The sequence below is a fragment of the Blautia sp. DFI.1.216 genome, from assembly GCF_020594215.1.
Lineage (GTDB): Bacteria > Bacillota > Clostridia > Lachnospirales > Lachnospiraceae > Blautia_A > Blautia_A wexlerae.
The window spans coordinates 1-21192 of sequence record NZ_JAJDML010000039.1; the positions used below are offsets into that span (position 1 = coordinate 1).

At 39.8% G+C, this 21192-nt stretch carries 20 protein-coding genes; 18 read left to right on the forward strand and 2 right to left on the reverse strand.

Going from position 1 to position 21192, the window contains the following annotated elements:
* Positions 1-239 precede the first annotated feature (239 nt).
* The 7 genes from LJE11_RS13745 to LJE11_RS13775 all read left to right on the forward strand — a co-directional run bounded on the left by LJE11_RS13745 (position 240) and on the right by LJE11_RS13775 (position 9453).
* Positions 240-1352 (forward strand): ROK family transcriptional regulator, encoded by a 1113-nt coding sequence (locus tag LJE11_RS13745; RefSeq protein ID WP_173721678.1) that lies wholly within the window; start codon positions 240-242, stop codon positions 1350-1352.
* Between the two features lie 342 nt (positions 1353-1694).
* Positions 1695-2723, forward strand: coding sequence for a zinc-dependent alcohol dehydrogenase (locus LJE11_RS13750; protein ID WP_008706353.1), 1029 nt, complete (start codon positions 1695-1697; stop codon positions 2721-2723).
* A 113-nt stretch (positions 2724-2836) separates the two neighbouring features.
* Positions 2837-4201, forward strand: coding sequence for an MFS transporter (locus LJE11_RS13755; protein WP_008706355.1), 1365 nt, complete (start codon positions 2837-2839; stop codon positions 4199-4201).
* Between the two features lie 189 nt (positions 4202-4390).
* Entirely contained in the window at positions 4391-5686 is a 1296-nt protein-coding gene (locus tag LJE11_RS13760) for an MATE family efflux transporter (RefSeq protein WP_227296114.1), read from the forward strand.
* Positions 5687-5764: 78 nt separating this feature from the next.
* Positions 5765-6586, forward strand: a complete 822-nt coding sequence (locus tag LJE11_RS13765; RefSeq protein ID WP_227296116.1) for a TrmH family RNA methyltransferase — start codon at positions 5765-5767, stop codon at positions 6584-6586.
* A 43-nt stretch (positions 6587-6629) separates the two neighbouring features.
* Positions 6630-7838 carry a Fic family protein gene (locus LJE11_RS13770; protein ID WP_227296117.1) on the forward strand — a complete coding sequence of 403 codons (1209 nt, stop codon included), beginning with the start codon at positions 6630-6632 and terminating at the stop codon, positions 7836-7838.
* A 43-nt stretch (positions 7839-7881) separates the two neighbouring features.
* A complete protein-coding gene (locus LJE11_RS13775) occupies positions 7882-9453 on the forward strand; it encodes an AAA family ATPase (protein ID WP_227296119.1) in 1572 nt (523 codons plus the stop codon).
* Between the two features lie 113 nt (positions 9454-9566).
* Here the strand turns inward: LJE11_RS13775 and LJE11_RS13780 are convergent, their stop codons facing one another.
* The gene (locus tag LJE11_RS13780; protein WP_173704904.1) at positions 9567-10736 is read right to left on the reverse strand and encodes a Gfo/Idh/MocA family protein; all 1170 of its coding nucleotides are present in this window, start codon (positions 10734-10736) and stop codon (positions 9567-9569) included.
* A gap of 329 nt (positions 10737-11065) precedes the next feature.
* Between LJE11_RS13780 and LJE11_RS13785 the strand changes: the two genes are divergently transcribed.
* The 9 genes from LJE11_RS13785 to LJE11_RS13825 all read left to right on the forward strand — a co-directional run bounded on the left by LJE11_RS13785 (position 11066) and on the right by LJE11_RS13825 (position 20064).
* Positions 11066-12334, forward strand: coding sequence for an ABC transporter substrate-binding protein (locus tag LJE11_RS13785; protein WP_025579315.1), 1269 nt, complete (start codon positions 11066-11068; stop codon positions 12332-12334).
* Positions 12335-12422: 88 nt separating this feature from the next.
* Entirely contained in the window at positions 12423-13331 is a 909-nt protein-coding gene (locus LJE11_RS13790; protein ID WP_025579317.1) for a carbohydrate ABC transporter permease, read from the forward strand.
* 15 nt (positions 13332-13346) lie between these two features.
* Positions 13347-14186, forward strand: coding sequence for a carbohydrate ABC transporter permease (locus LJE11_RS13795; protein WP_025579320.1), 840 nt, complete (start codon positions 13347-13349; stop codon positions 14184-14186).
* Between the two features lie 34 nt (positions 14187-14220).
* The gene (locus LJE11_RS13800; RefSeq protein WP_227296118.1) at positions 14221-16041 is read left to right on the forward strand and encodes a sensor histidine kinase; all 1821 of its coding nucleotides are present in this window, start codon (positions 14221-14223) and stop codon (positions 16039-16041) included.
* A gap of 54 nt (positions 16042-16095) precedes the next feature.
* On the forward strand, positions 16096-17580 hold the full coding sequence (locus LJE11_RS13805; protein ID WP_008706375.1) for a response regulator transcription factor: 1485 nt from the start codon (positions 16096-16098) through the stop codon (positions 17578-17580).
* 96 nt (positions 17581-17676) lie between these two features.
* On the forward strand, positions 17677-18261 hold the full coding sequence (locus LJE11_RS13810; RefSeq protein WP_008706376.1) for a biotin transporter BioY: 585 nt from the start codon (positions 17677-17679) through the stop codon (positions 18259-18261).
* A complete protein-coding gene (locus LJE11_RS13815; protein WP_008706377.1) occupies positions 18245-18643 on the forward strand; it encodes a CHY zinc finger protein in 399 nt (132 codons plus the stop codon). The genes LJE11_RS13810 and LJE11_RS13815 overlap by 17 nt, the downstream gene beginning before the upstream one ends.
* 135 nt (positions 18644-18778) lie before the next feature.
* Positions 18779-19561 carry a ZIP family metal transporter gene (locus tag LJE11_RS13820; RefSeq protein ID WP_173679398.1) on the forward strand — a complete coding sequence of 261 codons (783 nt, stop codon included), beginning with the start codon at positions 18779-18781 and terminating at the stop codon, positions 19559-19561.
* 131 nt (positions 19562-19692) lie between these two features.
* Positions 19693-20064: a hypothetical protein gene (locus tag LJE11_RS13825; protein WP_025579331.1), complete on the forward strand. Its 372-nt coding sequence runs from the start codon at positions 19693-19695 to the stop codon at positions 20062-20064.
* A gap of 57 nt (positions 20065-20121) precedes the next feature.
* Here the strand turns inward: LJE11_RS13825 and LJE11_RS20465 are convergent, their stop codons facing one another.
* A complete protein-coding gene (locus LJE11_RS20465; protein ID WP_319017568.1) occupies positions 20122-20274 on the reverse strand; it encodes a DUF6783 domain-containing protein in 153 nt (50 codons plus the stop codon).
* Here LJE11_RS20465 and LJE11_RS20470 point away from each other — a divergent pair.
* The gene (locus LJE11_RS20470; protein WP_319017567.1) at positions 20206-20355 is read left to right on the forward strand and encodes a DUF6783 domain-containing protein; all 150 of its coding nucleotides are present in this window, start codon (positions 20206-20208) and stop codon (positions 20353-20355) included. The two genes, LJE11_RS20465 and LJE11_RS20470, sit on opposite strands and share 69 nt — an antisense overlap.
* A complete protein-coding gene (locus tag LJE11_RS13830; RefSeq protein ID WP_330584128.1) occupies positions 20339-21184 on the forward strand; it encodes an L-ribulose-5-phosphate 3-epimerase in 846 nt (281 codons plus the stop codon). Before LJE11_RS20470 ends, LJE11_RS13830 begins: the two co-directional genes overlap by 17 nt.
* Positions 21185-21192: the final 8 nt, after the last annotated feature.

The following is a 21192-nucleotide window of genomic DNA, read 5'->3' on the forward strand; positions in this document are numbered from 1 at the left end:
TTGTATGTCTCGGGATTTTGGCATATTCATGCCAAAACACCTCGCGGGATAGTGGCGTGTGAACAGTAACAATTTATCTGTTATTGTAGATATATTAACTGAATCAGCTGAATAAGTTAAGTCCCCTGCCTCAATTGCAAAAAGCAATATACTCTGCAGAGACAATGGCTATTTACAAATATGACAATAACAGGTATCATTCTTTTATAAATACATTAATAAAAGAAGGTAGAAACAGAATGAGCGGACTGGAAAAGAAATTTGCTACGAAATCAAAAATCGTAAATTATATTATAAATAGAGAATCCACATCAAAAGTGGAAATATCCAAAGAACTGAATCTGAGTATGCCAACAGTTCTGTCTAATGTAAAAGATTTATTGGAAAAAGGTATCATAATAGAAACTGGAGAATATGAATCCACAGGAGGAAGAAAGGCTAAAAGTATTGGAATCAATCCATCCTATCGTTATGCAATGGGAATTGTGATCACTGCAAATCATCTGGGAATGGTGCTGGTAAATCTGAAGTATGAGATTGTGAAATCAGAGCGGATCCGTCTGAAATTTGTATCTGATATGTCATATTGCAGTCAGGTGGCAGATTATGCGACGAAATTTCTGGATCATATGAATGATGCAGAACAGAAAGAAAAGCTTCTGGGTGTTGGAATCTCTATTCCGGGAATCATTAATCAGGAGCAGAAACTGGTGATAAAATCCCACGCACTGAAACTTGAAAACTATAGTCTCAGTTTCCTGGAACAGGCATTTTCTGTCCCGGTTTATTTTTCAAATGATGCCAATGCGGCAATGATGGCAGAAGATATGAACATCTATCAGAATGCAATTTACCTTTCGTTGAATCAGACTCTTGGCGGTGCATTTTGCATAGGGGGAAATTTGTTTTCCGGAGAAAATCAGAAGGCCGGAGAATTTGGACATATGATACTTGTACCTCAGGGCCGCAAGTGTTATTGTGGAAAATCTGGTTGTGCAGATGCTTATTGCGCTGCAGGCGCACTTGTTGGTGAGTCAAAGGATTCTGTGGAACAGTTTATGCAGCTGCTTCAAAACAATGATGAAAAGGCAGAGAAAAAATGGGAAGAGTATCTTGATTATCTTGCAATTCTGATTTCAAATCTGCGCATGGCATATGATATGGATATCATTCTTGGAGGTGAAATGGGTGGATATCTCTCAGATTATATGATACCTCTTGGGGAAAAAGTAATGAAGTATAATGGATTTGATCATGATCTGAGATATCTGAAAAACTGTTCTTATAAGAAAGAAGCCTCAGCTGTAGGTGCAGCAAAGCATTTCTTGCAGGATTTTATCGGAAAGATATAGCCGATGGCATTCTTGAATCACTGATGATCTGCTGATATACCATATTAAACAAATATCTGAATATAAAAAATACCCTGATTACAACAAAGAAAGGTTGTGATCAGGGTATTTTGTTATTGTGCGGGAATTCAGCAGATAATTATGAGGAGTGTTATAGTAACATCTGCATAAAAATAAAATCTTTACTTTGTGCAACTGGTAGAAATGAGAAATATTTTTAAATGTTTATTGACAAATTTAGCGATTTGAATAATAATGTAATTACTTTAATAAAACATTTAATAAAAGCTAATAAACAACTAGAGATTCAAAGTACATTCAACAAATAAGGAGGAAAATATTATGTTACAGCAGGTTATGACAAATCCAGGAGAAATTATTTTCAGAGAGGTTCCCGTACCAGAGATTAAAGACAACCAGGTTTTGGTTAAGATTATGAATATTGGTATCTGTGGTTCTGATATCCATGTATATCACGGAAAACATCCTTTTACAAAATATCCGGTAACCCAGGGACATGAAGTATCAGGAGAAGTGGTAAAAACAGGTGATGCAGTAACAGAATTTCATGTGGGACAGAAAGTAACAATTGAGCCACAGGTATATTGTGGACATTGTTATCCATGCCGTCACGGAAAATACAATCTCTGTGAGGAGTTGAAAGTAATGGGATTCCAGACAACAGGAACTGCATCCGAGTATTTTGCAGTTGATGCATCAAAAGTAACACCGATACCGGAAGATATGTCTTATGAAGAGGGCGCAATGATCGAGCCTCTGGCAGTAGCTGTTCATGGGGTTAAACAGATGGGCGATGTAACGGGAATGAATATTGTGGTGATAGGAGCCGGTCCGATCGGAAATCTGGTAGCGCAGTCTGCTAAAGGGATGGGAGCAGCTAAAGTTATGATCACAGATGTCAGTGATCTTCGTCTGGAAAAAGCAAAAGAGTGTGGAATTGACGTATGTGTCAACACAAGAAATAAAAATTTCGGGGAAGCAATGGTAGAAGCCTTTGGACCGGATAAGGCAGATGTTATCTATGATTGTGCAGGAAATAACATTACAATGGGACAGGCGATCAAATATGCAAGAAAAGGAAGCGTGATTGTGCTGGTTGCAGTTTTTGCAGGAATGGCTGAGATCGATCTGGCAGTTGCAAATGATCATGAGCTTGATATCAAGAGCACAATGATGTACCGACATGATGATTATGTAGACGGAATCAGACTGGTGAATGAAGGAAAAGTGCATTTAAGACCGCTGATTTCTAAGACATTTGCATTTAAAGATTATCTGAAAGCATACCAGTACATTGACGATAACCGTGAGACTACAATGAAAGTGATTATCAATGTGCAGGAAAAATAAAATACCCTGCTGATCATAAGCATTATGTAAGACAAAGATATAATAAAAAAAACTGCTGTAAAGAAGACATGAGTAAACGGAAAGACGGAGGATGGCAGCAGGCAGGAGGAATTATGGAGAGTAAAAACGAAAATGTAAAAGTTCCGTTGATCAGTAAAATCGCATATGGATTTGGCGATGTAGGATGTAATTTCAGCTGGATGTTCGTCAGTAATTTTCTCATGATTTTTTACACAGACGTATTCGGAATCAGTATGGCAGCAGTCTCTGCCCTGATGCTGTTTTCGAGATTTTGGGATGCGATCAATGATCCGATCGTGGGTGGACTGACAGATAAAACCAAAACAAAATGGGGACGTTATCGTCCATGGCTTCTCATTGCAGCTCCGATCACGGCCGTGCTTCTGATTATGACATTCTGGGCACATCCGGACTGGTCGGACAGATCAAAGGTTATCTATATGGTAATTACATACTGTCTGCTGGTACTTGGATATACTTGTGTAAATATCCCGTATGGCACCCTTTGTGGAGCAATGACACAGGATATCGATGAACGTGCAAAGATTAATACATCACGTTCAGTATCTGCAATGGTTGCAATTGGAATTATCAATATCATTACAGTTCCACTGATTGGAAAACTTGGCAGTCAAAGTGCTAAAACCGGATACCTACTGGTAGCAATCATATACGGATGTATTTTTGCAGCCTGTCATTTCTTCTGTTTTGCAAAAACAAAAGAGCAGGTGATTATGCCGGAAAAAGAAAAAATATCCATAAAAGTGCAGTTAAGAGCGGTGATGCAGAACCGCCCATATATTCTGGCATTAATCGGACAGGTGTTATTCGGATTTACACTTTATGGAAGAAATGCAGATGTTTTATACTATTTCACTTATGTAGAGGGAAATGCATCCTACTATACTACATATTCCATGTGCATCATCATTCCATCCATTATCGGTGCTGCATGTTTCCAGCCTGTATTCCGCAAACTGAACAATAAAGGAAGAACTGCATCCATTTTTGCTCTCCTCACTGGAATTTCCATGCTCTGTATGTTCTTCTTTAATGTAAAAGAAACACCGGCAGCGTTCTATACACTTGCAGGAATTACACAGTTCTTTTTCTCTGGATTTAACACTGCAATCTATGCGATCATTCCCGACTGCGTAGAATACGGAGAGTGGAAAACGGGCTTAAGGAATGATGGTTTTCAATATGCATTTGTGTCACTGGGAAATAAAATTGGCATGGCAATAGGAACTGCGCTACTTGCAGCACTTCTTGGAAAATATGGATATGTGGCAAATCAGGTACAGAATCCGGCTGTCCTCAGTATTATGAGACATTCCTTTACTACAATTCCGGGAGTTTTATGGATAGTGACAGCAATTGTACTGTTTTTCTATCGCCTGAATAAAAAACGTTACAATGAAATTGTAGAAGACCTGAAAAAAAACCGGGTAAAATAAAGAGTGTCGTGAAGTGAATTGCGAATATCAACAGAGTCTCCTTGAGCAGCATTAAAAAATCTGCTTAAGGAGATTTTTATGTCTGGAGTTTTTGTGGTTGTATTTTTGTTTTATATGGGTATAATGGTGAGATAAGTCTGCAGATGAAAGGAAGACAATGTTGACAATATAACGAAGGAGCGAAGTATTATGCTGAAAAGATTCACCAGATATGTAACCCAGAGTGTTGCCGGAATGATCGGGATTTCCGTTTATGTTCTGGCAGATACTTTCTTTATATCTGTATATTCCGGTGCTGACGGACTGGCAGTTCTCAATTTGATCCTGCCGGTTTATGGACTGATCTATGCGATTGGGGCTATGATCGGGATTGGTTCCGCTACCAGGTATGCCATAAGCAGGGCAAAAGGAAAAAATACAGAACATTATTTCGTACAGTCAGTAACCTGGAGCATATTGGCTGCAGTTCCATTTATGCTGATCGGAATCTTTATTCCGGACAAAGCATTGGCTTTGTTGGGTGCAGATGCCGGACTGATCGGACTTGGACGAAACTATGTGAGAATTATTCTGATCGCAACACCATTCTTCATGTCAAATTATACATTTACTGCATTTGCCAGAAACGATGGAGCGCCTTCTATTGCAATGATCGGTTCCATCAGTGGAAGTATCTTTAACATTATATTTGATTATATATTCATGTTCCCAGTCGGTCTGGGATTTTCCGGAGCAGGACTTGCTACTGCAATCTGTCCGATCGTAACAATGAGCGTCTGTACCATGCACTACAGAAGCAGCAGAAATCATGTAGGATTCCATTGGAAAAAACCGTCATTCAGACACCTGATTTCCTGCTGTCAGCTAGGAGTTTCCGCATTCGTCGGTGAACTGTCTTCCGGTGTGATCGCCATTGTATTTAACTTTCTGATCCTGGGAATCGCGGGAAATATGGGTGTAGCAGCCTATGGAGTTGTGGCAAACCTTTCTATCGTGGCATTTGCAATTTTCAACGGTCTGGCCCAGGGAGCACAGCCCCTGATCAGTGAAAGCTACGGAAAAGGCCAGCCTACTCAGGTAAGAAAACTTCTGAAATGGAGCCTGCTCGTATGTCTTGCTGTAGAAGCACTGACCCAATTGATCATCTGGACTTCAACCGACACGCTGATCAGCATTTTCAACAGTGAAAACAATGTTCAGTTGTTGAATTATGCACATACAGGACTGCGTCTGTATTTCCTTGGATTTATAGTGGCAGGAATCAATATTGTACTGGTGGCATATTTCTCAGCAGTAGATGAACCGAAAATCGCAATTGTCGGTTCATTACTGAGAGGAATTGTTGCCATTGTTATCTGCGCAGTTATACTTGCGAAATTATTTGGATTAAATGGAATCTGGATCTCTCTTCTTGCAGCGGAGACAGTTACGTTTCTGACGATTCTGTTTCTGGCATATAAAGACAGAAGAAAAAGAACCGAATAACACTGTTGAAAAGGAATTCTTGTATAAACCTCCAAACTGATGTAAGATAAGGTTACTCAGTTTGGAGGTTTTATTTTTATGTTTAACGAAATAAAAGATTTCGCTGCGCCGGAACTGGATGTATATGCCAGAACATCTGAAGTGCAGCTTTTACGATACTATGAACCGGAACCGGGAATTTTCATTGCGGAGAGTCCGAAAGTAATTGAACGTGCCCTGAATGCAGGATATCAGCCAATCTCTTTCCTGGTGGAGCATAAAGATCTGGAGGGAGAGGCGCGGGAAATTCTGAAACAATATCCGGATGTGCCGGTATATACTGCGGAATATGAACTGCTGGTCAAGCTGACCGGATTTGCCCTTACGCGCGGAATGCTCTGTGCAATGCGCAGAAATTCACTGCCATCTGTAGAGGAAATCTGCAGAAACGCCAGCCGCATAGCAGTTCTTGAAAATGTTGTAAATCCTACAAATATCGGAGCTATTTTCCGGTCAGCAGCAGCTCTCCATATGGATGCAGTACTTCTGACCGGCGGATGCAGCGATCCGCTTTACCGACGGGCAGCCAGAGTAAGCATGGGAACCGTATTCCAGATTCCCTGGACATATTTTGATAAAAAAACTGTATGGCCACAGGATGGAATGCAGATTCTGCAAAATCTGGGATTCAAAACAGCTGCAATGGCTCTGCGTGACGATTCCGTAGGAATTGAAGACAAAGCACTTCGTTCAGAAGAAAAACTGGCAGTCATTCTCGGAACTGAAGGTGACGGCCTTGCATCACAGACCATCGCAGACTGCGATTATACAGTAAAGATACCAATGTCCCACGGAGTAGATTCGTTGAATGTAGCTGCGGCAAGTGCAGTGGCATTCTGGGAGCTGGGACACAGAGAGTGAAACTATTAAGAATGATAAAATAGAAAAAAAGGCGTGATAATCAATGAAAACAGATCCTTTCAGAGAATATCTTATACAGGCAGAGCCAGGCAGGCGTGAAAAGGGATATGCATGGAATACTGCCATTGGTTTACAGGCTGTTGATGGATTAAAGCCGTCGCAGTATCTGGTTGATACAGCTGTTCAGAATATTGAGGGAAAAATTACGATAGAAGAAGCTCAATATCTGGTAGATTCTTATTATGAGGAAAGACGAGAAAAGCCAAAGTCAGGAGACAGAACTGAAGAAGCGGATAAAGTTTCAGCCAGAATTGCAGCACTATTATCAGAAAATGCATTTAGTTTTACACCTACAGAATATCTGGCAATTCATAAGAAACTATTTACAGGAATTTATTCACATGCCGGAAAAATCAGGGATTATAACATTACAAAAAAAGAATGGGTATTAGATGGAGCTTCCGTTCTTTATGGAAGTGCATCAGAACTTAGAGAGACATTAGAATATGATTTTACGCAGGAAAAAAAGTACAGCTATAAGGGTTTATCTATAGATGAAATGATACATCATCTGGCAGTTTTTGTGGCAAATCTGTGGCAGATACATGTGTTTGGCGAAGGAAATACCAGAACTACGGCAGTTTTTTTTATTAAATATCTCAGAACACTGGGATTTGATGCCACAAATGATATATTTGCAGAAAATGCCTGGTATTTTCGAAATGCCCTGGTTCGTGCAAACTATAATGACTTAAAGAATGGAATCCATGAGACAACTGAATATCTGGAAGTATTTTTGCGAAATTTATTGCTGAATGAAAAAAATCCTCTTCATAATCGCATGATGCACATCAATAAAGAATTTATAAATCTTCTAAATGAGAGTCTGAAAACAGAAGAAGCGAACATTGAAATGAAAAAAGTGAATATTAAGAGGGGAAAAGCGAACATTGTAACAGAAAAAGTGAATATTGATGTGCATGACAGGTATTCAGATGAAATTCATGGTTTCCTGGAAAAAACAATAAACCATATTCAGAAAATGTATGATGCGTTAAGTGATAAAGTGGCATTTGGAAGAGAAGATGTACAACATGCTACTGGTCTGAAGCCTACACGCGCTTCTATGCTTATAAAAGAATTGGTTAAAAGGAAAATACTGGAGCCGGTTTCGGGATATGGAAAAGGAAAGTACAAATTTACAGGAATATCAGTTGAAAGACAGTACGGTAGTTGGACAGAACTTTTATAGTTACGGTAAATTAAAATATCTGTCAGGAAAGCAGGTGTGTGAAATGGGTGTGTATTTAAATCCCGGCAATGATAAATTTTATAAAGCAATCAATTCTGAGATTTATGTGGACAAAACAGAACTGATACAATATACCAATCGTGTTTTTAACACCATGCAGCAAAATGTCTGTGTAAGCAGACCAAGACGTTTCGGAAAGTCTATGACTGCAAATATGCTGGCTGCATATTACAGCAGAGGATGTCAGTCTGAAAAATTATTTGACGGACTTAAGATAAAAGAAGATTCATCTTTTTCAAAATATCTGAACAAATACAATGTTTTCTTTATAAATATGCAGGAATTCCTAAGCCGCAGTAAGACAGTAGAGAAAATGGTCCTGCGATTAAACCGGATTCTGATGCGTGACCTGAAACAGGAATATCCTGATGTGGACTATTTTGATGAAGAAGATCTTGCTGAAAGTATGCAGGATGTATATCAGCAGACAGGATGTCCGTTTGTGATTATTATAGATGAGTGGGATTGTATTTTCAGAGAATACAAGTCAGATAAAGAAGCACAGGAGCAGTATCTTGATTTTCTGCGGGATTTTCTTAAGGATAAATCTTATATTCATCTTGCTTATATGACAGGAATCCTGCCGGTAAAGAAATATGGAACACATTCTGCCCTGAATATGTTTGATGAATTTTCTATGATTTATGCAGGACCTCTGGCGAAGTTTGTGGGTTTTACAGAGACAGAAGTCAGAGAATTATGTGAGAAATATCATATGGATATGAGGGAAATCAGAGAATGGTATGACGGGTACAGGTTTGAAAACTGTGAGCCGGTTTATAATCCAAGGTCTGTGGTAAACGGCATGCTCTTTGGTTCTATCAGAAACTACTGGAATATGACAGAATCTTTTGAAGCACTGCAGACTTATATAGATATGAATTTTGAGGGGTTAAAGGATGATATTCTCAGTATGCTGGCAGGAGAGCATATTCCTGTTAATACCGGAAATTTTACAAATGATATGACGACATTCCGGGATGAGAATGATGTTTTGACCTTATTGATCCATCTGGGATATCTGACATATGATTCTACAGAACATTGTGTGTATATTCCTAATAATGAAATCCGGAATGAGTATGCAAATGCTGTTTCTGTATCAGACTGGGGTGAAGTGTCAAAAGCTTTAAAAAATTCGGCAGATGTCCTGAATGCAATCTGGAATCAGAATGAGCAGATGGTTGCACAGGGAATCCAAAGAGCACACTTTGAGACCTCGCATCTTCAGTATAATGATGAAAATGCATTAAGTTATACTATTTCACTGGCTCTGTATGCGGCTAGAAACTATTATAGCGTATATCGTGAACTGCCAACAGGAAAGGGATTTGCGGATATGGTCTTTATTCCGAGAAAAAAATTTCCTGATAAACCTGCTCTGGTAGTGGAATTAAAATGGGATAAAAGTGCCAAAGGAGCTATTTCTCAGATTAAACAGAAGCAATATTGTAAAAGTCTGGAGAAATATGCAGGAAATATTCTTTTGGCAGGGATTAACTATTCCAAAAAGGATAAAGAGCATCAGTGCATCATTGAGAAGATAGTGAAATAATAACATTATATATGATTTGCTGTAAATAGATGAAAAATATCAGAGAGTGTGTAGATTGGAAAATTTCTACACACTCTCTGATGTATTTATGATATAAAGTTAAATGATATAGGTTATTCGAAACGAGGAATTGTAATAACTTCTCCGTCTTTCATAGCAGATTCATGTGCACAGATTCCTGTACCTGTCCAGTAAGCACCCATGATGTCGTCAATAGCAGGTTTACGTTCTTCCAGAATGGAACGAATGAATTCATGTACAAGGTGTGGATGGGAACCACCGTGACCCCCACCCTGGGTAAAGGAGAGATGGGTGTTCTCATTGTTATATACTGTGTTGGTGGTGAAGGATGCGATTTCCTTCGGAAGAAGGTGTGCATAATCCGGGATCTGGATTCTTTTTTCCACAATCTCTGATCCACGACTGGATTTTTCGCTGTCTTCATCCAGAATGTCCACTTTCTCCAGTTCTCCTGTACGGGTAAAGAGAACAGGATCTTCATTAGCAAGCTGCTGCCATTCGAAGCTCTCGTTTTCACCGTATACTCGGAAGCATTCGGAATAGCTTCTGGCTACACCGTAGAGGAAACGTTCCATTTCAATAGTTACATCGCTATCCTGAAGAGAAATAAATGCGGATTCGAATGCAAACGGGCAGCCGTATTTGTCAGCCAGTTCTTTGCGGATTTTTCCGGAACCTCTTGCGTAAACCTTGTCTGGAAGATGGCCTGCGAGCATCAGACAAGGAGCAACGGCGTGTGTTGGGTGCATCAGTGGTGGGAAGCCTTCCCAGTATTCCGGCCATCCTTCCATATCCTGATAATGTGCACAGGTCATGTACTGGAGACGTCCAAGTTCACCCTTCTTATAAAGTTCCTGGATATAGAGGAACTCTCTCTGGAAAATCGTTGTTTCCATAAACATATAATTTTTGCCAGAGGCTTTGCGGGCTGCAATGATGTCATTTAATTCTTGGATGCTCATTCCCATAGGAATTGTACAGCCACAATGTTTACCTGCATTTAAGACGCGTACAGAAAACGGAGCATGTGTTGCTGGCGGTGTTACAAGATGAACTGCATCAATTTCAGGAATATCCAGTACATCCTGTAGATCTGTGAAACAGCGTTCATCCGGAATGCTGTATCGTTCTTTTGCAATATTCAGAAGTTTCTCATTTTTATCTACGACATACACCTTATCAATATCAGGATGTTTACAGTAGATAGCAACGAATTCAAGCCCGAAGCTTAAGCCTACTAAAGCAACATTCAGTTTTTTCATGATGGAAAACCCTCCTTAAAAAATTAATATAGAAAAAATCATCAGGATGTCAGGAATCCTGCATCTGTTTTGTATGTCTGTGATTATACGTGATGAAAAAAGAAAAGAGAATAAAGATAATTTAGATGTTTGGATAAAAAAAGATAAAAATAATACCAATTCCGATTAACCTTACTTTTTTTTAGAAAAGATGGAAAAAGAAAGAATAATATCGTTATTCAAAAATCAGGGATTTCATGTTTTAATAAGTGCATAGCAGAACAATCGATTGGAAAGCAGATCAGAAATACAGAGATATAAGAGAGAAGATGAGAAGGAGGAACTATATAATGAAGAAAAGAGCATTAGCTGTTATGCTGGCAGGGGTTATGGTTTTAGGCGCACAGACAGGTGTGTGGGCTGCATCCGATACTTCAGATCAAAAAGAAGGAGAACTGACACTTTTGATGACAAATAGTTGGATTGATGAGTCAGGAGCGAGCAGTGAAGAATTTTTAAAAGTAATTAAACAATATGAAGAAGAGAATCCGGGAGTTAAGATTACCTTACAGGGTGCTTCTCAGCAGGATATTAAAGAATCTTTCCAGACTGCTGCTCTGGCAGGCGGAGGTGCAGATATTGTAGTGATGGATAATTCGGGACATGCCATTGACCTTGCTGCTATGGGGCTCCTGTATCCATTAGAAGAACTTACTACAGATGAAGAACTTACTGCACAGTATCAGGAAGGACCTCTTAATTCCGGCAAATTCGAAGGCAAATATTATTCAGTACCATGGTATATGGACTGTACAGGCCTTTATTATAATACAGAACGCTTGGATGAGCTGGGAATTGATGTTCCTACAACATGGGAAGAACTTTCGGATGCAGTAGATAAAGCGAAAGAGGCAGGATACGGTGGAATTATTACTTATCAGAGTGCGTATGCGTTCTATTCATTCTTCTATCAGAATGAGTGTCCGGTAATCGATACAAGCGGAGATGTTCCGAAAGTAGTGATTGACAATGAGGAGGGAAAAGAAGCATGGAATTATATCTGTGATTTGATCTCTAAAGGTGGTCTGGTAGAGTCTTTTAAAGAAGCAACCACATGGGACAAAGTATATGAAAGCTTTGCAAATGGAGAAGCAACTTTCCTGCTGGGTGGAGACTGGTGTTCTACTGGAGTGGAAAATATTAATCCGGATATGGATTATGGTATTGCCCCGATGGTGAAAGGGAAAACAGAAGCAACTATACTGGGAGGTTGGACTTGGAATATTAATGTAAATTGCAAAAATCCAGAACTTGCCTATGATCTGATTCAGTATCTGAACTCAGAAAAAGGAGATTCTATTATGAGTGTAGAGGGAAAAGCATCTGCACGCAAGGACTATGATTATGCTAAAGCGCTGGAAGGAAAGGATAAGTTGAAAGTCTTTGCAGAAGAACTTTCATATACAAAGGCAAGACCTGCTGTTATCAATGAAAAATCCATCGATGAACTGATTACTAATGCCATTCTGGAAGTAGACTACGGACAGTCCTCAGCTGAAGATGCGCTGACATCTCTTGCACAGAAGCTTAATGAAAATATTGCATCTAACTATCAGTAAAAATTTCTGGGAAACAAACATGAAATAATAACAGAGGCGCTGGCGTGAAATGGCGGCAGCGCTTCTTCGTTGAGAAGGGAGGAAGATTATGTCCAAAATATGTAGAAAAGAAGGCCTGGAACTGAAAAAAAATCTTCCAGGATATCTTCTGATGGCACCAGCAGTGATTGCGGTACTGGCACTTTCTGTGTATCCTCTTTTCAGAGGTATTTATCTGAGTTTCTTAAATTATAACCTTGTACGCCCAAACGATCCCACGTTTAATACCTTTGCAGGACTGCAGAATTATATTGATATTTTCAAAGATAAAGTGTTCCTACAGTCTATTGGAAATACAGTAAAGTGGACAGTGGTGAATCTTGTGGTACAGCTTGTGGCAGCCATGCTTCTTGCACTTGCACTGAACCAGAAACTGAAAGGAAGATCTGTATACAGAACCCTGATTCTGGTTCCATGGGCAGTTCCCCATGCCATAGCAGCTATGACCTTTACTTTTTTATACAATGCAAATGTAGGTATCATTAATATTCTGGCAGTGAAACTGGGAATGATTACAGAATCTGTATCCTGGCTTGGAAATGTGGGATCAGCGTTCTGGTGTGTAATCTTGACGGCAATCTGGAAGGGAATTCCATTTCAGATGATCTTTATTCTGGCTGCACTGCAGGGAATTTCCGGGGATGTGTATGAGAGTGCAGAAATAGATGGTGCCAGTCGCTGGCAGTGTTTCTGGAGGATCACACTTCCGATTATCAAAGAACCTTTGGCTATTTCCACAATCCTGAACCTGATCGGTATTGTGTCCTGTTTTAACACTATCTGGCTGATGACCAAAGGTGGACCGTTGTACAGCACAGAGATTGTTTATACATATGCATACAGAAGAGCATTTATTGATCATAATTTCGGAACTGCAGCAGCTGCATCCGTGGTATTGTTTGTATTCATGGCTGTTTTTTCCGGAGTTTATTTGAAGATGGTAAGTGAGAAAGAATAGGGAGGAGGAAACTATATGCATGCAAAACAACGAAATGAAGCCATACGGCATGTGGTAGCATATGTATTTACAATAGCTATGGTTTTTCTTGCAGTGACCCCGTTTATCTATGTGGTACTGACTGCCCTGAAAACAAAGGAACAGATCTATGATCCATCGCAGATCATACCGACACATATCACATTTGACAATTTCAGACAGGTGCTGTTTCAGTCGAATTTCGTAAGATATTTTATGAATAGTATTTTTATTACACTGGTCACAACATTGATTTGTATGATATTATCAGTAATGGCAGCATATGGACTTACCAGATATAGAATCGTAGGTGCCGGGAAAATCAAGATGGCGGTTCTTATGACAAGAATGTTTCCGGGAATCCTGTTGTGTATTCCTTACTATATTATTATGAAACAGTTGAATCTGATTGACAGTTATATAGGACTGATTCTGATGTACTGCTCTTTTACCCTGCCTTTTGCCATATGGAATACCTGTGCATTTTTTATTTCCATCCCATGGGAGTTGGAGGAAGCTGCCAGGATTGATGGCTGCAGCAGGTTGAAATCTTTCTTCCATGTGATCATTCATGTGGCTAAGCCGGGATTTTTTGTTACAGCCTTGTTCTGTTTTATGACATCCTGGGATGAATATATGTATGCTTCTATTTTTATTAATACAACTTCAAAGAAAACCATTCAGGTTGGTATGCAGGACTTTGTAGGACAGTATTCTGTAGATTGGGGACTGCTGATGTCAGCGGTGGTGATCAGTCTGATACCAATTCTGATTTTCTTTGCATTGGTGCAGAAGAATCTGGTACAGGGACTTTCGGCCGGTGCAGTGAAAGGATAAATACAGGTCAGATGTAGAAAGAGGAAATTTGCGTATGAGTTTCAAACGTAAAAATCCGGGTAACCAGAGCATAAGAAGGCAGCTCACATTTTATATGGGACTTTTTGTGGTGCTGCCGTTGTGCCTGGCTTTGATGCTTCTGAATTTCTATCTTCAGAAAGTTACCACGGAAAATAAGATTAACAATGAGACAGATTTGCTATCCCAGATCAGGGATAACACAGATCAGATGGTTGAAGTGACCAATTATGCTACAAGCATGTTGATGACAAATAAAAATACACTGAAGAACCTGCGAATTTTAGAGCAAGACGGGGATTCCTACGAGATCTATCAGGCGAAAAGAGAACTTTCTAATGATATTTCGGATGTAGAGAGCTCCGTCTTAAATGCCGTTGGCGGAAAAGTAGTTATACTTACGAAAAAAGGATATATGATCGGTTCTTATACATTAAGTAAGACAGAAACAAATTATGAGAAGGAACAGTGGTATCAGGAGATTTTGGAGAATGGAAGAAAGATAACTTACAGTACAGGCATAGAAACCATGTTCCAGGAAATGACAATACATGACAATATACAGAAATATTTTTATATGGGACGGGAAATTCTAGATTATTCCGGCAAAAATCTGGGAGTCATGCTGATTCGGCTTTCTGAGAAAAAAATCTGGGGAAAACTGGCAGCAAGTATGGTGACAGAGGAAGGCGGTGCCCTTTATATCCTGGACAGAAACAATGATATACTGATGGAGTATAATGAGAAATATCAGAAACAGCTGAAAGAACTGAGAGAACAGGAAACTGTAAAGGAGATTTCTGAGAATGAAATTACGACAGGTAATCTGAAAGATGATTTTTATTATATGGAAGGCGAACTGGAGAATGATTCCAATAAACTGGTCTACCTTGTTCCCCAGGAAATTTTCCTAAAAGAAAACAGAAAGATTCTCCAGAGAATTCTGGAAATGTTACTTTTGGTGATTGGATTCACCGTTTGTACCATGTTATATTTTTCCAGAAGAATCGCCAGACCTTTGGTCGAAGTGGCACAAACTCTGGAAAAAGCTCCCAATGGAATGGCAGTTTTGGAAGAACCTCAAGGCTCTTTTCAGGAGATGAGTAAATTTGTATCCAGCTATAATCAGGCTGGGAAAAAGATAGAAGAGCTTCTGGGTAATGTGGAAAGAGAGAGCAGATTAAAAGAAAAAGCTCATTATGAAATGCTTATGTCGCAGATTTCCCCTCATTTTATCTTTAATACGGTTAATTCCATAAGGATCATGGCCATAAAAGAAGGACAGGACCGTGCAGGGGGGAATGAAAACACGGAGAAAGCACTGGAAGCACTGGGAGATATTTTGCATGCAGTTTACAGTAACAAAAACGGCATGACTACTGTGGGACAGGAAACGGCACTTCTGAAAGCATATGTAGATATCATGCAGATGCGGTTTGGAAGTTCGTTTCAGTATTATAATGTAATTCCAACAGAACTATTCTATTATGAAATCCCTGCATTTACCATGCAGCCGATTGTAGAAAATGCGATTCTGCACGGAGTAAAAGGTGTGCCAGCAGGGCAGATTATAGTCTCTGCAATAGAGTATGAGAATGATTTTGTCATATCTGTATTCAATAATGGAAATTCTGCGGATAAAAAGAAGATTGAAGATCTTCTGAAGGGAGAGAAGAACCAGAGAGCTGTGACGGGGATCGGGCTTTACAATGTAAATTCCAGACTGAAGCTGTTGTACGGCGAATCTTATGGACTGATCTATAATGAAAAGGTCAGAAATGGTTTCGAAATATGGGTTCGTCTTCCAAAAAAAATTACAGAATCAGAAGAAAGGTGATAAAATAGGATAAAAAGATAGCAATTATTATCCGGATGAAGGGAAGAACATTCTATGAAAAAGGTATTGATCGTAGAGGATGAAATTCTGGCAAGACTTGGACTGCGTCAGCTTGTAGACTGGAAGAAACTGGATCTGGAACTGCTGCCGGATGCAACAGATGGAGAAGAAGCATTGGAAATGATCCGGAACAGCCGTCCGGATATCATTCTTCTTGATCTGAATATCCCCAGAGTCAGCGGGCTAGAAATTCTGGAATTTTTGAAGAAAGAAGAAATGCAAACCAGAGTAATCGTGGTAAGCTGCCAGGAAGAATTCGATGTTGTAAAGAAGGCAATGAAGTTGGGGGCGTATGATTATCTGCGAAAACTGAATCTGAGTTCTGATGAACTGGAAAGTATTCTGGAAAAGTGTCTGGGAGAAACAGAAGAAAGAAATAAGGTGCATATGCAGGGAATACGTGAGATCCGTTATGAAGAGATTATGAGAGACAGCAGAGATATTTTTGCAGGTACCTGTAATTATCAGACATTAATCTGTATACTGGCGAAAGATACAGAAGAGTTGTCCGGGGTTATGGAAATGATCCATAAATGGGCAGAAACCGAACTCAGGGAAGGTCTGCAGATTCAGAAGGGAAATCAGTATGGATATTTCCTGCTGAAAGAAAAACCGGAAAGATCTGTTTATATGGAATTAAAGAAAAGGGCAGAGCGGAAAACAGGCAGAGAACTGTACATGGGAATCTTTGAAGGTTGCATGGAAAAAACTGCGGATCTTGTTCGGGCTGCTGCGATGGCCGAGCAGATACAGCTTTTCAGTTATTATGATAAAGAAGAGAAACTGGTGTTTTTTCAGAAGAAGATTGAAACAGAAGGTCATAGTCCACGAGGAATGCATGGATATCTGGATTCCCTAAAAGAGAAGATTCGAAGTTTTGACAGAGAAAAAGTTGAACAGGAGCTGTATGGAATCTTCGGACTGATCCGACAGGAGCCTTATGTCAGTATCAATGTGCTGAGAAGAAATTTTATGGATATTTTGGGAATTTATTCCCTGGTTGCACAGTCATTGGACGGCGCACTGGAAGAAATAGAGTTGGATGGTGATAATTGTCATTATCAGAAAATCATGATGATGGAAAGCCTCAGGGAAATAGAAAAATGGTTTCTGAAATTTAATGATATTTTTATGGAAAAATTCTGGATTGCCTACAAATGCAGTAGATCTGAAATCCTGCAGAAAGTAGTAAAATATATAGAAGCGCATATCACGGAACCAATCCATCTGTCAGATGCAGCTGCTGAAACAGGAGTTTCCTCAGCTTATCTCAGCACCATGTTCAAAAAAGAAATCGGTTATAATTTCATAGAATATGTAAACCTCCGAAAAATAGAACTGGCCAGACAAATGCTTCAGGATGGAAAAATGGTCTATGAAGTCTCAGAACTTCTTGGATTCGAAAATAGCACTTATTTCTCCAGAGTGTTTAAACGCTATACAGATGTATCGCCGGATACTTATCGGAAACAAATGTAAACTGAATTCAGATAAATAAGTTGACAATTCTCCGCGCCTATGATATAAAAAGAAAGTCAAAACCAATCATCAACAGGGAAAGAGGAGAGTCTTATTATGAGTCAGTCATATGCAAAAAGCCCTGCTGCAGAGAGAAAATTTACAACCAGAGAAATGGTACTGGTTGGTATGTTTGCAGCAGTTCTTGCAGTAATATCACAGATTTCACTGCCAATGCCTACCGGTGTACCGATCACCATTCAGGTATTTGGTGTAGCACTTGTAGGCGCAGTACTTGGTTCCAGGCTTGGAACTACAGCAACACTGGTTTACGTTCTGTTAGGAGCCATCGGTCTTCCAATCTTTGCTAACTTCTCAGGCGGAATCAGCAGCATCGTAGGAGTTACAGGAGGATACATCTGGGCATGGCCAATCATGACCTGGCTCTGCGGAATCCGTCCGAAAACAGAGAACAAGACAAAGAATCTTGCAATCTCAATCGTATTCGCACTGATCGGACTTCTGATCGTTGAGACAATCGGTGGTCTGCAGTGGCACTTTGTGGGAGGCTCCATGAGCATCCCGGCAATCGCAGTATACTCCTTAACAGCATTTATTCCAAAGGATATTGTGATCACAGTTCTTGCAGTACTGATCGCAATTCCCATCAGAAAAGGAATCAACAATGCAGGAAACCACTGATAAAAGTAACAGGTTAAAGAATAGCCTGCCGGAAGACAATCTGGTAAAGCAGGAAAACATAAAGATTCACGGAATCGGACTTGATAAAGCAGGACGGTGTACACACTATCACACACAGCTTGACATAGCTGCATTGCTTTGTGCGAAATGCAGGAAATATTACGCATGCTATTCCTGCCACGATGAACTGGAAGACCATTCATTTGTTGCAACAACACCGGAAGAAGTTTATCCTGTTTTATGCGGAAACTGTGGCAGGAAACTTACACTTCAGGAATACAAAAAAGGCAGCTGCCCTTACTGCCACGCAGGATTTAATCCAAAATGCAGTTTACATGAGAATATTTATTTCTGTTGTACAAATACAGAGAATACAAAATAGCAAAAAATTTTGTATTCTCTTTTTATTTGTCAAAAAATCTGATATACTGATTAAAGTTAGAATAAACTAACTAAACAAATAACAAGAACCTATTTCTTTTATTTGCATACAAATAAAAACAGGAGGAATAAATTGATGGATATAAATGTATTTTATGGAATTTTGATTCCTTTTCTTGGAACTTCTGCAGGAGCCGCCTGCGTATTTTTCATGAAGAAGAATCTGAATGAACAGATTCAAAGGGCACTTACCGGTTTTGCAGCGGGAGTTATGGTTGCAGCTTCCATATGGAGTCTGCTAATCCCGGCAATTGAACAGTCTTCCGGACTGGGGAAGTTTTCATTTGTACCGGCAGCAGTGGGATTTTGGATAGGGGTGCTTTTTTTGCTCTTGCTGGATCACATGATCCCGCATCTTCACCAGAACAGTGACAAGGCAGAAGGTCCGAAGAGCAGACTTCAGAGAACTACCATGCTGGTTCTTGCAGTAACTCTGCATAATATTCCGGAGGGAATGGCAGTAGGAGTTGTATATGCAGGTTATTTGACAGGTCACGCCCAGATTACTATCATGGGAGCTATGGCTCTTTCTATCGGGATTGCCATCCAGAACTTCCCTGAGGGAGCCATTATCTCCATGCCCCTGCGTTCTGAGGGAATGGGAAAAACCAAAGCCTTTGCAGGTGGAGTCCTGTCCGGGATTGTAGAACCTGTCGGTGCAGTCCTTACGATTCTTGCCGCCGGCCTCATTGTCCCGGCACTTCCATATCTTTTAAGTTTCGCTGCCGGAGCTATGCTCTATGTAGTAGTGGAAGAACTCATACCCGAAATGTCTGCCGGAGAACATTCCAACATAGGAACCCTTTTCTTTGCCATAGGATTCTCTCTGATGATGATACTGGATGTAGCACTTGGATAAACAGATAATAATGCACTATGGACAGAATATGTAGAGAGTACTATAGTAAGCTGTATAGGATTATAGTGATCATCAAAATAATGCTTTATTTCTGAGAATCGCTATAGACAGAAATTAGAGGTGGCAGATTAATGAAAACAGCAGAAACTCCTGCAGGGATATTTACGATCAACAAAGTGAAAATTCCCTCAGCATACACATGTGCAGCAGAACAAAAAATAGAATATATCAGCGAAAATCATATGCAGATCATTACTATGGATCAGGCAGTATCATTTGGAGATCAGATATTGTCCCCCAGAATCTGTCAAAGCTGTATGAATCCTGAAAAAATTACAATCTATCCACTGGAAATAGAATACTTTGGGGAAAAAGTATTTTTTATGGATCACTATAGTGTAAAAGAATGGAAAAAAGGCGATCCATTACCGGAAATCCATGAATGGTATCCGCATATAAAAAAAGCCAAATGCAATCCATGCAGAAACTGTGGAAGATGTTAAAATTGCACATATGTGCATTGAATGAAAATATGTTGAAAACCAGAATCTGAAATGCTATCATGCAATCGAAATCACAAGTAAATGAGTGTTAGAGTGTGTTTGAAAAATCATTCTCACAATCTGCACGCCCCACTTTGCGGTATATTTTGCCCGAATTCGGTTGCCGTAGCCCGCTACGACGCCCTCATCCGGACAAAATCTCCCACAAATTGTGACGCACATCTTGCGAAAAGCATTTTTCAAACGCGCTCTAGGGTAATACAAGGGAGATTGCATGATGAAAAAGTATGAGATTGGATTATATGAGAAAGCTATGAGAAATACATTATCATGGAGTGAAAAACTAGGATGTGCAAAAGAATGTGGATATGATTATATGGAAATGTGCATAGATGCCACAGATGAAAAAATCAATCGTATCTTCATGAATACAGCAGAAAAAAAAGAAATTATGGAAGCTGTATTTCAGGCGGGACTTCCGATTGGTTCCATGAGTGTAAGTGCTCTGACAAAATATGCGCTGGGCGATCCGGACGAAGAAATCCGAAAGAAAGCAATGCAGATTGCAGAGAAATCCATAGAGCTTGCTGTTGATCTGGGCGTGCGTACAGTTATGATTCCGGGATATGATATCTACTTTGGAGAATCCACAATAGAAACAAAGAAATACTTTCTGGAAAATGTAAAAAAGATTGCAGAAATCGCAGAACGCGAGGGAATTCTGGTAGGATTTGAAACCATGGAGAATAACTTCATGAACACTACCGGAAAAGCAGTCCAGTATGTAAACATGGTAGATTCCGCATATCTGAAAATCTACCCGGATGCAGGAAATATCACAAACGCAGCAGTAGAGAATCAACACGATGTATGCGAAGATCTCTCCTTGGGTAAGGGAAAACTGATCGCGCTCCATCTGAAAGAAACAAAACCGGGAATCTTCCGCGAAGTTCCTTTTCTCACAGGCCATGTACAGTTTGAAAAAATCATTAACACAGCATGGAGCCTGGGTGTCCGCCGCTACGTAACTGAATTATGGGACGTAGGAAAAGAGAACTGGAAAGAAGATATCTGTTTTGCAAATCAGAGTATGCGTACACTTCTGGACAGAGAAGCATAAATTAAGCA